General features: G+C 63.6%; 12 protein-coding genes and 1 pseudogene. 3 read left to right on the forward strand and 10 right to left on the reverse strand.

Features of this window, described 5'->3' with window-relative positions; translation table 11 throughout:
* Positions 1-23: 23 nt before the first annotated feature.
* From RX329_RS31295 to RX329_RS31305, 3 genes are read right to left on the reverse strand one after another with little or no spacing between them, the layout of a single operon-like run.
* Entirely contained in the window at positions 24-545 is a 522-nt protein-coding gene (locus tag RX329_RS31295; protein WP_026233310.1) for a PRC-barrel domain-containing protein, read from the reverse strand.
* Positions 546-567: 22 nt separating this feature from the next.
* Complete coding sequence (locus RX329_RS31300) at positions 568-2,772, reverse strand: amylo-alpha-1,6-glucosidase (protein WP_247300300.1); 2,205 nt, start codon at positions 2,770-2,772, stop codon at positions 568-570.
* 56 nt (positions 2,773-2,828) lie between these two features.
* A complete protein-coding gene (locus RX329_RS31305) occupies positions 2,829-4,592 on the reverse strand; it encodes an ABC transporter ATP-binding protein (RefSeq protein ID WP_026233312.1) in 1,764 nt (587 codons plus the stop codon).
* Here RX329_RS31305 and RX329_RS31310 point away from each other — a divergent pair.
* Entirely contained in the window at positions 4,515-4,781 is a 267-nt protein-coding gene (locus RX329_RS31310) for a hypothetical protein (RefSeq protein ID WP_247300332.1), read from the forward strand. The genes RX329_RS31305 and RX329_RS31310 overlap by 78 nt on opposite strands.
* Positions 4,782-4,891: 110 nt before the next feature.
* Positions 4,892-5,962 (forward strand): glycosyltransferase family 4 protein, encoded by a 1,071-nt coding sequence (locus RX329_RS31315; RefSeq protein WP_018457145.1) that lies wholly within the window; start codon positions 4,892-4,894, stop codon positions 5,960-5,962.
* A 133-nt stretch (positions 5,963-6,095) separates the two neighbouring features.
* Here the strand turns inward: RX329_RS31315 and RX329_RS31320 are convergent, their stop codons facing one another.
* From RX329_RS31320 to RX329_RS31340, 5 genes and pseudogenes are all read right to left on the reverse strand, one after another.
* The gene (locus tag RX329_RS31320) at positions 6,096-8,027 is read right to left on the reverse strand and encodes an alkyl/aryl-sulfatase (protein WP_204510562.1); all 1,932 of its coding nucleotides are present in this window, start codon (positions 8,025-8,027) and stop codon (positions 6,096-6,098) included.
* A 124-nt stretch (positions 8,028-8,151) separates the two neighbouring features.
* Positions 8,152-9,444 (reverse strand): TRAP transporter large permease, encoded by a 1,293-nt coding sequence (locus RX329_RS31325; protein WP_039799985.1) that lies wholly within the window; start codon positions 9,442-9,444, stop codon positions 8,152-8,154.
* 255 nt (positions 9,445-9,699) lie between these two features.
* Positions 9,700-10,212: pseudogene (locus RX329_RS31330) on the reverse strand (TRAP transporter small permease); the annotation flags it as partial.
* A gap of 67 nt (positions 10,213-10,279) precedes the next feature.
* Positions 10,280-11,281 (reverse strand): DctP family TRAP transporter solute-binding subunit, encoded by a 1,002-nt coding sequence (locus tag RX329_RS31335; protein ID WP_018457148.1) that lies wholly within the window; start codon positions 11,279-11,281, stop codon positions 10,280-10,282.
* 210 nt (positions 11,282-11,491) lie between these two features.
* A complete protein-coding gene (locus tag RX329_RS31340) occupies positions 11,492-12,262 on the reverse strand; it encodes a methyltransferase domain-containing protein (protein ID WP_317244792.1) in 771 nt (256 codons plus the stop codon).
* 163 nt (positions 12,263-12,425) lie between these two features.
* On the opposite strand from RX329_RS31340, the gene RX329_RS31345 reads away from it, so the two are divergent.
* Positions 12,426-13,169: an SDR family NAD(P)-dependent oxidoreductase gene (locus RX329_RS31345; RefSeq protein WP_085352088.1), complete on the forward strand. Its 744-nt coding sequence runs from the start codon at positions 12,426-12,428 to the stop codon at positions 13,167-13,169.
* A 110-nt stretch (positions 13,170-13,279) separates the two neighbouring features.
* On the opposite strand, the gene RX329_RS31350 is transcribed toward RX329_RS31345, so the two are convergent.
* Together RX329_RS31350 and RX329_RS31355 are read right to left on the reverse strand one after the other, a co-directional pair.
* Positions 13,280-13,633, reverse strand: a complete 354-nt coding sequence (locus tag RX329_RS31350) for a UBP-type zinc finger domain-containing protein (RefSeq protein ID WP_081747934.1) — start codon at positions 13,631-13,633, stop codon at positions 13,280-13,282.
* A 237-nt stretch (positions 13,634-13,870) separates the two neighbouring features.
* Complete coding sequence (locus RX329_RS31355; RefSeq protein WP_247300302.1) at positions 13,871-14,932, reverse strand: isocitrate/isopropylmalate dehydrogenase family protein; 1,062 nt, start codon at positions 14,930-14,932, stop codon at positions 13,871-13,873.
* Positions 14,933-15,028 lie beyond the last annotated feature (96 nt).

Here is a 15,028-nt window from a genome sequence, read left to right on the forward strand (position 1 = left end):
CGGCGGCCATCCCTCCCCGCGCCTCACTGAACAGCTTGCAGCGGCTGCAGGCTGCCGGACGCGCCGAGTACCACCATCGGCGTGTCCTCCTTGTATTCCGGCGCGGCTGCGACCTGTGCCTTGGTCAATTCCAGCGTGATGCTGTCCTTCTTGTTGGTGATCTTGCCGAATCGGAGCGCGTTCCAGTCCACCACGATCTTGCGGCTGCCGACGCCGAGGAAGCCGCCGAAATCGATCACGGCGGCGCGCACGTGCCCGCTCCGATCGACGATGACGTCGACGATGCGGCCCATGTCTTCGTTCGCCGCGCTGAGCACGTCACGGCCAAGCACACCGTGCGCATCGCTCGCGCCGATGATCGTGACCGACGGCGGTGGCGCGGCATTCTTTGGCGTGACGGGGACCGATGACGCCGGCGGCTGCGCCGTCGGCGGTGCATTCGCTTCCGTCGAGGGAGCGGGCGACTCCTCCGCGGCGCGTGACACGGCGAGAGTCGTTCCGCAGACGATCACGACGCCCAGAGCCAACCATCCGGCGGTACGCATGCACCCTCCTTCCGGCGCGCCGCTAGCGCGCCAGCACGATCGAGACCTGAATCTGGCCACGCGTGCGCAACACCTCCAGCGCCACGTCGTCGCCATGGCGGCTGACGCGCAGGTCCACGCTGGACTCGCCCAGACGCAGATCGCGCAAGATCACCTCGTGCAGGAACGCCGGCAGATGCGGATTGCGCAGCCGGATCTCGCCGCGCGCCACGTCGAACTCGATGCCCAGCGCCGCCTCCAATAGCGTGAACGCCGTTGCGCTGGCCCAGGCCTGCGGCGCGCAGGCGACCGGATAGAGCGTCGGGCCGCGCCGCTTTTCGCGCCGGAAACCGCAGAATAATTCGGGCAACCGGCGCAGGTCCATGTAGGTCGCGGCGTCGAACAATCCCTTGAAGACATGCGCGACCGAATGCTTGAGCCCATAACGCGCGAGCCCGAGCGCGATCAGCGCATTGTCGTGCGGCCAGATCGACCCGTCATGATAGGACATCGGATTGTAACGCACCTCGCCTTGCGCGACGGTGCGGATGCCCCAGCCCGAGAAGAAATGCGGCCGCATCAAATCGGCGGCGACGAGGCGCGCGCGGTCCTCGCGGATCATGCCGCTGAACAGGACCTGGCCGGCGTTGGAGGTCCGCACCTTGCAGGGCCGCTTCTTGCCGTCGAGCGCAAGCGCATAGGTACCGAGCTCCTCGCACCAGAACGCGGCCTCGAAACGCTCGGCCAGCGTCTTGGCCTCGGCCTCGAGCTTCTTGGCGAGATCAGGCTTGCCCAGCCGAAGCGCGCAGCGCGCGGCGAGCCGCTTGGCCGCAAAGACGTAACCTTGCACCTCGGCCAGCGCGAGATTGCCTTCCGCGAGCTGGCCATCAGCATGGAAGATCGCGTCGTAGGAATCCTTCCAGCCCTGGTTGGCGAGGCCCTTTTCCGTGGCGCGCTGATATTCGACGAAGCCGTCCTTGTCGGGGTCCCCCGGACCGTCGATCCAGGCCAGCCCCGCCTCGATCGCCGGCCACAGCTCGGTCAACGTCGTCTGGTCGCCGGTGCGCTCGAAATAGCTTCCCGCCAGCAGGACGAACAAGGCCGTGGAATCGACGCTGCCGTAATATTGCGCGAACGGTACCTCCCGCAGCGCCGCCATCTCGCCGCCGCGCATCTCATGCAGGATCTTGCCTGGCGCGGCATCGGCGAGCGGATCTACCGCCTTGGCTTGGAAATGGGCGAGCCGCCGCAGCACGCCCTTGGCGATTCGCGGATCGACCCACAGCATCTGCAACGCGGTGATCAGCCCGTCACGGCCGAACGTCGTCGAGTACCAGGGAATTCCCGCATAGGGATAGCGGCCCTGCGGCGTCTCCGTCATCAGCATGTTGAGGTCGGCCATGGCCTGGCACAGCACCTCGTTGAAGATGTTGTTGGAGGTCTCGATGCTGGCCGCCCCCATCGTCGATTGCCGCATCTCGCGGCGATGGGCGAGCAGGCTTCTGAAAAAGCGCGCAGGCTTCTCCGCGACCGGCCGATTGCAGGACACGGCCACGAACAAGGATTTCGACTCATGCGGGTCGAGTTCGAGCTGCCAGGTCGCGGCATTCACCGACAACTTGGTTGGGCGCGGGTCGAAATGCAGGCCCGTGGTGCGCTCGGCGTCATCGAGACCGCGGTAATCGAACAGCACGTCGGTCGGTCCCAACAGCCGGCTCGAGCCGATGCCGCGGCGCGGGCGCCGTTCGCCGCGGACCTCGAACAGATCGGCGAAATCGTTGTCGAACAGCAGCGTCAGCGCAAAGCCGGCTGGGCGGTCGCCGTGGTTCTGCACGCCGATGCGCTGATACGCGGTGCCGCGCCACAGGAAGATCGTGCGCACGATGTGCAGCAGGTCCTTTTGCAGCACGAGGCTGCCCTGCCGGTAGATGTCCGGATTGGTGAGATCGACGGTCAGGGCTGAGTTGTCGTCGCGCAGGTTCGAGCCCAGCAGTAACGGCTGGAGATCGTCGAGCACGAGCTCGAGCCTCGCAAGGTAGCGCGTGTCGTGATGAAACAGGCCATCGGGCCCGCCGGCCGAAGCGCCGATGTCACCATGGCTGTCGAGCACGATAAAGGTGTCGTCGTGCTTGAGCGAACGCCGCGGCCGCGCTGACGGTCCCGTCATCGGAATATAGAAAGGCTGCTCCGCGACCTGGTCCACGGTCCGCGTCACGGAGACGAATTGGGTAACGGCTTCAGCCGACATCAGCAGCTCCCCTGCGCTTGTTTCGACACGCAACCGACTCGAACGCGACTATTGGTTTACGCGGCGGCTTGGGCGAGCCGGCTCATTTCCTGCGTGACCAGCTCACGATAGGGCCCGTGGCCCTGCATCAGACGCTCGGGCGACCCGTCCTCGATGATCTTACCACCCCTCAACACGACCACGCGATCGAAATTGCGCAGGGTCGCGAGGCGATGCGCGATCGCGATGACCGTCCGGCCGCGCATCAGCCGCGACAACGCCTCGCGGATCGCCTCCTCGGATTCGCTGTCGAGCGCGGCGGTCGCCTCGTCCAGCAGCAGGATCGGCGCGTCCTTCAGGAAGGCGCGCGCGATTGCGATGCGCTGGCGCTGGCCGCCGGACATCTTGACGCCGCGGTCGCCGACCATGGTGTCGAGACCACCAGGCAGACTCTCGACGAAATCGCAGCGCGCCGCAATGGCCGCACGCAGCACCTCGTCGTCGGTCGCGTTCGGGCGACCATAGCGGATATTCTCGCGAATCGAGCGGTGGAACAAGGAAATGTCCTGCGGCACGACCGAGATGGCCTCGCGCAGGCTCAGCTGCGTCACCTTGGAAATGTCCTGGCCGTCGATGGTGATACTTCCCTCGTCGGTATCGTAGAAGCGCTGGAGCAGCGTGAACAGCGTCGACTTGCCGCCGCCGGACTGGCCGACCAGGCCGACGCGCTGGCCGGGTTGCAGCCGCAGGCTGAAGCGCTCGAAGATCTTTTCGCCGCCGGGATAGCCGAAGGTGACATTGTTGAACGCGATCGCGGCGCCGCTCTTCACCAGCGGCTCGGCCTCGGGGTGGTCGCGCAATTCATGCGGCACCAGCAGTGTGGCGATCGCCTCGGTCAGCCGCGCAACGTGCTGGGTGACGTCGACCAGCGCCACCGCGAGATCGCGCGTCGCGTTCAGTATGGAGAGACCGAGGGTGCAGACCAGCACGACGTCGCCGGTCGTTGCCCTGCCGTCCTGCCAGAGCATGATCGCCCAGGCCATCAGGGCGATCGTGAGCACGACTGTGACGCCGGCATGGATAAGCCGCAGCTTCTCCAGATAGCGCAGGCTGCGGCCGCGCGCGGTGAGCTCCCGGTTCACGGTCGCGTCGAACCGCTCATGCTCGTGCCCGATGCCGCAGAAGGCGCGCACCAGCGGCATGTTGCTGATGACGTCGATCATCTCGCCGTCGACGACGGCGGCTTTGTCGGCGAAGTCGTCATGCAGAGGTTTCCCTGCGGCCGCAAGGCGGAACATCGCAAGCACCATGCCGCCGGCAATCACCATCAGGCCGAGTGCCATGTAAGGGCTGACGGTTCCAATCAGCGCGATGGCCGCAACTGTTGCGATGCACGGCGGCAACACATTCCAGACGAACATGTTTTCGACCGTGAACACCGCATTGGACGTCGCCGTGATGCGGCTCGTCAGCATGCCGGGCATCCGGTCGGAGAAGTAGCTCGGCGCGTGGCCGGTCAGATGACGAAATATGTCACGGCGTAAATCACCCGTGACACGGACGAAGGTGAAGCTGGCGGTCCAGCTCGCGATCCGCCAAAGGAAATTATCGGCGGCGATCAACGTCATGAGGAAAATGAATGCCAGCCATACGCTCCCACCATGCGAAGCGCCGGCCGACAAGCTGTCGACCAGGGATTTGACGCCATACTGAGTGCCTACTGAGCAGGCAACGGCCGCCACCACAGCGGTCAGGATCACGAGATGCGACGCGAGCCGACGCCGAAGATAGCGCAAAACAAAGGCAAACGGCCGGTGCGCATACCCAGAAAGATGATCCATGTGACTATTGACCCCGTCGTGATGATTCAAACTTTTGTTGTTAGCCGACTGAACATCGACCACTTCGCCTCGGTTCCCGGGCAACGCCATCACGACATGCGGATGCGGGCGTTCTGCGAAGATGTGATGGCAGCATCGCGACAGGCGTCCGACGTGTCGAAACAGGCGTCCGACGTGTCGAATAAGTAACGTTCGGAAGGAGGAACTTCGCAAGTGCGGGAACGTTCCCTTGTCTGGCGTGCCGGTGCTGAACAGGCGGGGGCTTTCTACAATCATGATCGCACAGAGGAGATGGTGAGATGCGCATCGCGCAGGTAGCTCCGTTGACGGAGGCTGTTCCACCCAAGCTGTATGGCGGCACCGAGCGGGTGGTGCATTGGTTGACGGAAGAGCTGGTGGCCCTTGGGCACGACGTAACGCTGTTCGCCAGCGGCGACTCGCAGACCTCGGCGAAGCTGGACGCGTTATGGCCCCGGGCGCTCCGCCTCGACGGTTCCGTGCGCGATCCCAATGCGCTGCACATGGTGATGCTGGAGCGGGTGCGGCAGAAATGTGACGACGAGGAGTTCGACTTCCTCCACTTCCATCTCGATTATTATCCGTGGTCGCTGTTCTACCGGCAGCCGACACCGTTCCTGACCACGCTGCACGGCCGGCTCGACCTGCCGGAGCATCAACCGGTCTTCAACACCTTCTCGAAGGTCCCCGTCATCTCGATCTCGAACGCGCAGCGCCGGCCGGTGCCGCAGGCGAACTGGGTGAGGACGATCCACCACGGCCTGCCGGAGAACCTGCTGACGCCGAAGCCGGCGAAACAAGAATACCTCGCCGTGCTTGGCCGCATCGCACCGGAAAAGGGCGTCGACCGCGCCATCAAGATCGCGACGCATTGTGGCATTCCGCTCAAGATCGCCGCCAAGGTTGATCGTGCCGACCAGGATTACTATGACGAGCTGATCCGGCCGATGATCGAGAACAATCCGCTGGTGGAATTCATCGGCGAGATCAGCGATCACGAGAAGTCGGACTTTTTGAGCGGCGCGCTGGGCTTATTGCTCCCGATCGACTGGCCGGAGCCGTTTGGCCTGGTGATGATCGAGGCCATGGCTTGCGGAACGCCGGTCATCGCCTTCAACCGCGGCTCAGTGCCGGAGATCATCGACGAGGGCCTCACCGGCTTCGTCGTCGAGGACGTCCTCAGCGCGGCCGGCGTCGTCGGCCGCCTGCAGCAACTCGACCGCTCCGTCATTCGCAAGCAGTTCGAGACGCGTTTCACGGCGCGTCGCATGGCGCTGGATTATCTCGCGGCCTATCGCAGCCTCGGCGAGGAACAGGCGCCGCGGATCAAGCTGGTGAGCAGCGCGGAGTAGCCACTGTCATGCCCCGCATAGGCGGGGCATCCAGTACCCCGCGGCAGCAGTTTGCTCACGCAACTCCCGCCGCGGAGTACTGGATCGTCCGGTCAAGCCGGACGATGACAGTAGGAACGCGGTGACGGCTGCCCTACCTCACCACGGCCCGCTTCGGCTCGACGATCTCGAACATGCGCGGGAATTCGTCCATCAGGCCCATCAGCTCGGCGAGGCGCATCGGGTTGCCGGCGAATTTGACCTTGCCGGCGGCCACGGCCTCCGGGAAGCTGGTCAGTTTTGCGATCACCTCGTCGAGCGTCGACCGCGCCAGCGTGAAGCTGGCATCGGCATTGTGCGCCTGCATGCCCTCTGTGTAAGTCAGCGCGCAGTTCTCCAGATTGAGCACGAAGGTCTCGCCGGTGTCGGAGAAGCTCCAGTTCAGCACGATGTGCTTTCCTTCCGCCTTTGGTCCGTTCAGGCGGATGCCGAGCACGTCCCAGAGCTGTGAGGTGCGCAGCGCCGCCAGCGTCTCGCGCGGCATCGGCGGGCGCGCCGGCACCTTCGGCATGCCCTGGCGCAATTCCTGCGCGCCGAACAGATAGGCATTGCGCCAGGTCGCGCTTTCAGCAGCGTAGCCGAGCTGCTCCAGCGTATCCGCCAGCAATGCACGCGCCGCCGCGTTGTCCGGCTGGGCAAAGACGAGATGGCCGAGCGCCTGCGCCACGAAGCGGAATTCGCCCTTGTCGAAATCGGCACGCGCCCGCGCGAGGATGGCGTCGGCGCCGCCCATGTACTCGACGTATTTCTTGCCCGACTCAACCGGGGGCAAGGGATCGAGATTGACCGGATTGGCGTCGTACCAGCCCAGATATTTTTGATAGATCGCCTTCACATTGTGCCGGATGTGGCCGTAATAGCCGCGGCCGTGCCAGGCGCCCTCCAGGCTCTTGGGCAGCTGGATCGTTTCAGCGATCTCGGCCGCGGTGAGGCCGTGGTTCATCAGGCGGATGGTCTGGTCATGCGCGAATTTGTAGAGGTCGCGCTGCTGCCGGATCATCGTGCCGATGCGTTCGTGTCCCCACACCGGCCAGTGATGCTGGCCGCACATCGCCTCCGCCTTGCCATCCCAGAGCTGCAAGGCCTCGCCCAGATATTTCGACCAGGCCAGCGCGTCGCGCACATCGGCGCCGCGGAACGGCAGCAGATTGTGGAAATTGTGGGTGCAGTTCTCGGCGAGGTTCAACAGCTTGTAGCGCGGGATGAAGAAATGCATCTCCGCCGGCGCTTCGCTGTTCGGCGCCATCTGGAATTCGAATTCAACGCCGTCGATTACGCGCCGGTCGCCGGTCGCCATGATCAGGTCAGTCGGTCGCAGCAGCGCCACCGAACCTGCCGCCATCGACTTGCCGAGGCCGCAATCGACCTGCCCGCGCGCGCCCTTGGCGAGGAGCGGCCCGAACTGGTACTGCGCCCGGCGCAGCATCGCAGGTCCCGCGATGATGTTCTCGGAGACGGCATGCTCCATGAACAAGTTCGGCGCGATGATCGGCACGCGGCCGCTCGCGAGTGCATCCTCCTCCAGCACGCCGCGCGCACCACCCCAATGGTCGGTGTGGGTATGGGTGAAGATCACGGCCGCGACCGGCCGCTGGCCACGATGCCTGTAGTAGAGATCGAGCGCGGCGCGCGCGCCCTCGATCGAGGTCAGGGTGTCGACGACGATGACGCCGCTGTGGCCTTCGATCAGCGTCATGTTGGCAATGTCGAGCCCCCGCACCTGGTACACGCCGGGCACGACCTCGAAAAGGCCGTGCTGCATGTTGAGCCGCGACTGCCGCCACAGGCTCGGATTGACCGTGGTCGGCGCCTGCTCGGCGGCAAGAAAGGCGTACGGCTCGAGGCTCCAGACCGTCCGCCCTTGCGGATTGGTGATCTCCGCGTTCTCGATCGTGCCGAGGAAGCCGCGCGCGGCGTCGTCGAAATCGCGCGTGTCGGAAAACGGCAGTGCATTCAGCATCGCCGTTTGCTGCGCGATGACGGACGGCGTTGCGCCCTTCGGCTCGTTGCTGGACGTGTCCGTCATCTCGATCTCCTCCCCGCCTGTTGCGCGGCATCTAACCGCATCCCGCGGCCGATTGCCATGACGGGAGGGCGCAGCAATGCGTAGCCCCGCGCCCACAGGTGGAGAGAAGCAGCGTGTTCGCGGGCTACATGCCCAACAGCCTCGGCAGCCACAGCGACAGGCCGGGCCAATAGGTCACGACCACCAGGAATCCCAACATCGTCAGCAGCCATGGCCACACCGCGACCGTGAGCTCGGTGATACCCATCTTGGCGATGCCTGAGGCCACGTAGAGATTGAGGCCGACCGGCGGATGGCACAGCCCGACCTCCATGTTGACCGTCATCAGGATGCCGAAATGGATCGGATCGATGCCGAGCTTGATCGCAACCGGAAACAGGATCGGCGCCATGATCAGGATGATCGAGGATGGCTCCATCACGTTGCCGGCTAATAGCAGCAGGAGATTGACGACGAGGAGGAAGCCGATCCAGCCGAGGCCCTGGTCGATCATCCATTGCGCGAGCGCTTGCGGCACGTTCTCGTAAGTCATCAGGAACGAGAACAAGACGGCGTTGGTGATGATGTAGAGCAGCATCGCTGAAAGATTTGCCGACGACAGCAGCACCCGCGGCACGTCTCGCAGCTTCAGATCCTTGTAGATGAACACTGCGACGATGAAGGCGTACACCGCGCTGACGGCGGCAGCTTCGGTCGGTGTGAACAGGCCGCTGTAGATGCCACCGATCACGATCACGATCAGCAGGATACCCCAGATCGACTTGCGGAACGCATCGAAGCGTTCGTAGAGGGTTGCTTTCGGCATCCTCGGATAGTCGTTACGCCAGGCCCGGTAGAACGTCGTGGCGCCAAGCAGCATGGCGAGCACCATTCCCGGCACGATGCCGGCGATGAACAGCTTGCCGACGGAGGTGTTGGTGGAGACGGCAAACAGCACCATTGGAATCGACGGTGGAATGAGAATTCCCAGCGAGCCGGAGGTCGTGATCACGCCCGCCCCGAACTTCTTGGGAAATCCCTGCGCGACCATCGCGGGCAGGATCACCGATCCGATCGCCACCACGGTGGCCGGCGACGAGCCGGAAATCGCGGCGAACAGCGCGCAGGCGACCACGCCCGAGAGCGCAAGGCCTCCGTACCAATGGCCGACCAGCGAAGTCGCGAACGTGATCATCCGGCGCGCCACGCCGCCATGGGTCAGGAAGTTGCCGGCAAGGATGAAGAACGGGATCGCCATGATCTCGAAGCTCTCGATGCCGGTAAACAGCTTCAGCGCCACCGATTCCGTCCGTACGTCGGTCAACGTGAACATGAAGCTGAGCACGGTCAGGCCGAGCGCGATGGAGATCGGCATGCCCGTGAGCATCAACGACAGCAGAAGGCCGAAAACCACGGCGACACGCAGGCCCTGCGGCATCGTGATCACGTGCGCCGAATGGGCGAAGCACACGGCGACGATCAGGACCGGCAACAACATCAGGACCCAGCCGAGCGGGCTGCGTTCGTCGCGGACGACCTGACTGCGCGTGACCGGGGCCGGATGGACCGGGTCTATTTCGACGCCCTCGACGCCTGCCATGTCGTGATGCGGCAGTTCGCCGGTGCGATAGAACGACCAGGCGACCTGCAGGAAGCGGAAGCACATCAGCCCGGAGCCGAGCGGGATGGTGAGATACACCAGCCACATCGGTGCTTCCAAGTCGTTGGATTGCTGGCCGGTCTGCCACATCTGGCCGACGAACGCGGCCCCGAAATAGCACACGATGGCAGTGAAAAGGGCGCCGCACATCAGGCCGAACGTGATGACGCGGCGGCGCGATCCGCCGGGAAGGACATTGACCAGGACGTCGACGCCTACATGGATGCCGGTGCGCACCCCGTAGGCCGCACCGAACTTCGCCATCCAGATGAACATGTAGATGCAGAGTTCCTGCGCCCAGGACAAGTCGAGAGCGGCAAGCCAGACGAACGCCGCTCGCGCGGGCGCGGCCAGCAAGGACAGGTTGCGCGCCTCCGCCCATTTGGCGATGTCGATCGACAGCCCGGCGCCATATCGGTGCAGCACGGCAACGAAGATGAGCAATGTCGCGGCCGCGATCATCGTCGCGATCAGCCATTCCTCGAGATGATCGAGCACACGATTCAATGCACGCAGCAACTTGGTCCCCTCAGCTTGGCTCATCATTCAAGAGCAACGGCCGGGAGTGCGATCACCCCCGACCGTTCATGGTTGTTCTTCCAGCGCGCCGGCGTCAGTTCATCTTGACGTCGAGTTCCTTGGCGAGGAGATCGAGCACCTCCTGCCCGACCCGCCCCTTTGCCCATTTGTAGGTCGGCTGCATCGCCTCCTGCCACGCCTTGCGATCGGCGTCAGTCAGATAATGCAGCGTGGTCTTGCCCGTCTTCTTGATCTCGGCCAGCGCATCCTCGTTTTCCTGACGCGCGATCGAATTGGTGTAGTCGGTCGCCTCGTTCATCGCCTTCTCGAGCTGGGCGCGGATATCGGGCGGCAGGCCGGACCAGAATTTCGAATTGACGATGACGGCATATTGCAGGTGCGCGTGATAGGACACCGTGATGTCCTTCTGCACCTCGTAGAACTTCTGAGTCAGGTAATTGGACGCGGTATTCTCGCAGCCGTCGACCACGCCCGTCTGCAAAGCCTGGTAGACTTCGGAAAACGCCATGATCTGAGGGATCGAACCCATGATACGGAGATATTGGTCGGCGACCTTCGATCCGGAGATGCGGAATTTGAGACCCTGGAAATCGGTCGGCTTTATCAGGGCACGGTTGGCGGAGAGCATGTGGAAGCCGTTGTCCCAATAAGCGAGCCCGGTGATGCCCTTGGTCTCGAGCTTATCGAACAGCCACTTGCCGATCGTGCCCTTCATCGCGTTGGAATAGGTTTGATCGTCCTTGAACAACCAAGGCAGGTCGAGCGCCTCGAACTCCTTGATACCGAGCGGTGCGAACTTCGCGGTCGAGGGGGCGAGCATGTGCACCGAGCCGAGCTGCAGCGCCTCGATCTCCTCCTTGTCCTTGTACAGCGTGGAGTTCGGGTAGATTTCGACCTTGACCTTGCCGTCGGTGTACTTCTCCGCAAGTTCCTTGAACTTCAGGGCGCCCTTGCCCTTGGGAGTATCGTTGGCGACGACGTGGCTGAATTTGATGACGATCGGGCTCTGGGCCTCGGCAACGGCGGGCCCCACGAGAACAGCTGCGGCGGCGACCGCAAGAAGCAGCTTGCGCATGAACGAACCTCCCAACAACCTCTAAAACCGGGTCTTTTTTGTTTTCCGATTTCAGTACTGACAGCAATCCGCCACCCGAACAACTAGACCTAAGCCCAATTTGCCGCAGCCAAGCAACCTTCAAGCTATCTTGGCCGCTGCTGAATGCGCAACCCGGCACCTGCTGCCGCTCCCGGAAACGAGCGCTTATGTCGCATTGCGGCAGTGCGATCAGCCGTTGCGCTGGGCGACCATGAACAGACGCCGGAACGGAAACAGCGTCTGTCCCGCGGCGTTCTTCGGATAGGCTTTCGCGACCCGCATCCCATAGGCGGCTTCGAACGCGGCCTTCTCGTCGCCCTGCAAGATGTCGAGATAGCGCGTCAGCCAGGTCCCCTTGGTCCACTCCTTCACGGGATTCTCGCCTTCCAGCACCTGCAGATATTCGGTCTCCCAGATGTCGATATTGGCCGACATCGGAGCAAGAAGACCGTGATAATAGGCCGGCGCTTCGACCGGCGGCGGCGTGACGAGATGCTCGACCTTGGACCGCCAGGGACCGTTCAGCGCGGTCTCGCCGATCAGCACATGCGAGGGCGCCAGAAAGTTGCGCGGCATCTGCACAGCGACCATTCCGCCGGGCGTCACCTTCTCCATGATCGACGGAAACAGGGCCGCATGATTGGGCAGCCAGTGCAGCGCGGCATTGGAGTAGACGACGTCATATTGCTTCGTCGGACGCCAGTGGCCGAGATCCTCGTGTGACCATTCCACGTCCGGCGCCGCCTTGCGGCCGGCGGCGACCATCTCGGCCGAACCCTCGACACCGGTCACCGTCGCGTCCGGCCAACGCTCCTTGATCAGCTTGGTGACGTTGCCGGCGCCGGCGCCGAGATCGGCAATCGCACGCGGACCAGAATCCGGGATCCGCATCAAGAGGTCGACGGCGGGCCGGAGCCGGTGGCCGGAGAATTTCAGATATTGCTGCGGATCCCAGACCATCGCTCGGCGCCTTTTCTTTTTCGTGTTCCCTTCAACGCGGCTCTTGGTTACCACTGCTCCTCCCGGTCGGGCAAATCAGGCTGACGGGGACAGGGCAGGAAAACGAACAGAAGAACGAACAGCCCAGCGACAAGCAGAAAAGCGAACAAGAGGGCGTGTCACCATGGATCTCGGGCTCAAATCGAAAACCGCCGTCGTCACCGGAGCGAGCGTCGGCATCGGCCGTGCCATCGCCAAGGGCTTGGCTGCCGAAGGCGTGCGCGTCGTCGGCGTGGCACGGCGCACCGACCTGCTCGCCGAGCTGGTAACGGAAGTCGGCTCCGGTCTGATCACGCCATTCGAGCAGGACGTGATGGCCAAGGACGCGGCCGAGAAGATTTCGGCGTTCGCGCTCAAAGAGCTCGGCCATGTCGACATCCTGATCAACAATGCCGGCGGAAGCCGCCCCCTCCCCGTCGATGCGCCTGACAGCCAATGGGACGAGGCGATCGCGCTGAATTTCACCAGCTACCGCCGCATCGCGCATGCGCTGCTGCCGCAGATGATCGAGCGCAAATGGGGCCGCATCGTCAACATCACCGGCAAGTCCGAGCCGGAAGGCCTCAACGCCGCGTTTGCCGCCAAAGCCGCCGTGCACGCCTGGGCCAAAGGCCTGTCGCGCGAGATCGGCGAGCACGGCATCACCATCAACTGCATCCCGCCCGGCCGCATCATGAGCGAACAGATCCGCCGCAACTACGCGCCTGATTATCGCGAGCGCTTCGCGGAAGAAGAGATCCCGGTCGGCTATTGGGGCGAGCCGGAAGACCTCGCCGCGCTCGCGGTGTTCCTGGCATCACCCGTGGCGCGCTACATCACGGGCACGGTGATCCCGGTGGATGGGGGGTTGCGGAGGTATCAGTTCTAGAACCGATTGGACTTCGTAGGATGGTTAGAGCGCAGCGAAACCCATCGACAGCATACGACGTGAACCTGATGGGTTTCGCAAGTGCTCTACCCATCCTACGGCCTACCGCCTTACTCATGCAGCAGCGTTTGCCAGTCCGGAGGCACCGCGCCGTCCGGTCCGGGCACCGGCTGATCCAACGGATGCGCGTGAGGACCTTGAAGCTTCGGGCCGGCGAAAGCCTCTCCCGTGCGATAGTCGTAAAACCATCGTTCGCCCGGCTCGAAGCTCGTGATGATCGGATGACCTGTCGCCGCGCTGTGTTTCGTTGCGTGCTGATTTGGTGACGCATCACAGCAGCCGATGTGACCGCATTCGACACATCTGCGAAGGTGAAACCACCACCCGCCCGCAGCCGAGCATTCCACGCACCCCGTTCCGCTTGGTTTGGCCGCGAGATTGATGCCACCCCTCTCAGACTTCATAGGTCAGCTCACTGAAATTGCCCGCAGCCACCACTGATGCATTCACGCCGCGATCTCCGCCACGATCGCATTTTGCCAGTGTTTTGCCCGACGGGTCAACGTCATGGCAGCGGCGAATGCCGCCGCTGCGCGGTTCGGAAATCCCTTATTAATCAAGGGGCCTTCTACTGTGCATGGGGTTGTTTTCGCGCTTTTTTGTTTTGAGCCCTTAAAAAAAACAAGGCCCCGCATAACCACTCACCCGGCCTGCAGGATTTCCGCAATCGCCGCCCCCGCGGCGATCGTGCCGAGCTTTCCGCCGACATCGCGCGTTGCCCTGCCCTCGCCGATCGCTTTTGCCACCGCCGCCTCGATCGCACGTGCGGCTTCCTCGTAGCGCACCGCGCCGCTATTCTCGCCGTGCCATCCGAGCAGCAGGGCCGTGGACAGGATCAGCGAGACTGGATTGGCAACATCCTGTCCGGCTATGTCAGGCGCCGAGCCATGCGCGGCCTGCGCCATGGCGAAGCTGTCGCCGACATTGAGCGAGCCGCCGAGACCGAGGCTGCCGGAGAGTTCGGCGGTGAGATCGGACAGGATGTCGCCAAACATGTTGGTGGCGACGATGACGTCGAAGCGGTCGGGGTTGCGCACCACATGCGCCATCATGGCGTCGACGAGGATGTCGTCGACCTCAAGGCCGGGATAGGCCTTCGCCGCCTCGCGGCAGATCTCGAGGAACATGCCGTCACCGAGCTTGAGCACATTGGCCTTGTGCACGATGGTGAGATGCTTGCGCCGCTTCATCGCCAGCCGGCACGCCGCATGCGCGATGCGCTCGCAGCACAGGCGCGTGATCCGGCGCAGCGAGATCACGACGTCCGATGTGACCAGCATCTCGCCGTTGCCCTGCTCCATGTTGCGGTCGGCGTAAAACCCTTCCGTATTTTCGCGCACCACGACGAGGTCGAAATCGCCGACCCGGCCGGACAGCCCCGCATAGGTGCGTGCCGGCCTGACATTGGCGTAGAGGTCGAGGTTCTTGCGAAAATATCGCGACGGGTTGATCTCGCCATGGGCCTCGTCCTTGAAGTCGAAGGTCGCGGTCGGCCCGAGGATCAGGCCGTCGGCGGCGCGGACGATGTCGAGCAGCTCGGGGCGCACCGTCGTGCCAAATTGTTTGAGGCTCGCATGCCCGACCGCGTGCTCCTCCAGCTGCAGATTGAGCTGGAAGCGTTCGGAGGCCGCGCGCAACACGCCTGATGTTGCGGCCGTGATCTCGGGCCCGATGCCGTCACCGGGCAAAACGACGATGTGCATGGCGGTCCCCTGACATTGCAGCAGTTCGCGCGATCATACGCCGGCGCGCAGGTTCATCGCCCAGCCTTCGCGCATACACAGCATGCAAGCATATGC

It is taken from the genome of Bradyrhizobium sp. BWC-3-1 (genome assembly GCF_032917965.1).
GTDB classification, from domain to species: Bacteria; Pseudomonadota; Alphaproteobacteria; order Rhizobiales; family Xanthobacteraceae; genus Bradyrhizobium; species Bradyrhizobium canariense_D.

Excerpts from the sequence above, each read along its gene's own strand:
- RX329_RS31310 (WP_247300332.1), top strand. The coding sequence starts at position 4,515 with ATGCGACGCGAGCCGACGCCGAAGATAGCGCAAAACAAAGGCAAACGG.
- RX329_RS31335 (WP_018457148.1), bottom strand. The coding sequence starts at position 11,281 with ATGCGCAAGCTGCTTCTTGCGGTCGCCGCCGCAGCTGTTCTCGTGGGG.
- RX329_RS31315 (WP_018457145.1), top strand. The coding sequence starts at position 4,892 with ATGCGCATCGCGCAGGTAGCTCCGTTGACGGAGGCTGTTCCACCCAAG.
- RX329_RS31300 (WP_247300300.1), bottom strand. The coding sequence starts at position 2,772 with ATGTCGGCTGAAGCCGTTACCCAATTCGTCTCCGTGACGCGGACCGTG.
- RX329_RS31295 (WP_026233310.1), bottom strand. The coding sequence starts at position 545 with ATGCGTACCGCCGGATGGTTGGCTCTGGGCGTCGTGATCGTCTGCGGA.
- RX329_RS31305 (WP_026233312.1), bottom strand. The coding sequence starts at position 4,592 with ATGGATCATCTTTCTGGGTATGCGCACCGGCCGTTTGCCTTTGTTTTG.
- RX329_RS31325 (WP_039799985.1), bottom strand. The coding sequence starts at position 9,444 with ATGCCGCAGGGCCTGCGTGTCGCCGTGGTTTTCGGCCTTCTGCTGTCG.
- RX329_RS31350 (WP_081747934.1), bottom strand. The coding sequence starts at position 13,633 with ATGAAGTCTGAGAGGGGTGGCATCAATCTCGCGGCCAAACCAAGCGGA.
- RX329_RS31345 (WP_085352088.1), top strand. The coding sequence starts at position 12,426 with ATGGATCTCGGGCTCAAATCGAAAACCGCCGTCGTCACCGGAGCGAGC.
- RX329_RS31355 (WP_247300302.1), bottom strand. The coding sequence starts at position 14,932 with ATGCACATCGTCGTTTTGCCCGGTGACGGCATCGGGCCCGAGATCACG.
- RX329_RS31320 (WP_204510562.1), bottom strand. The coding sequence starts at position 8,027 with ATGACGGACACGTCCAGCAACGAGCCGAAGGGCGCAACGCCGTCCGTC.
- RX329_RS31340 (WP_317244792.1), bottom strand. The coding sequence starts at position 12,262 with ATGGTCTGGGATCCGCAGCAATATCTGAAATTCTCCGGCCACCGGCTC.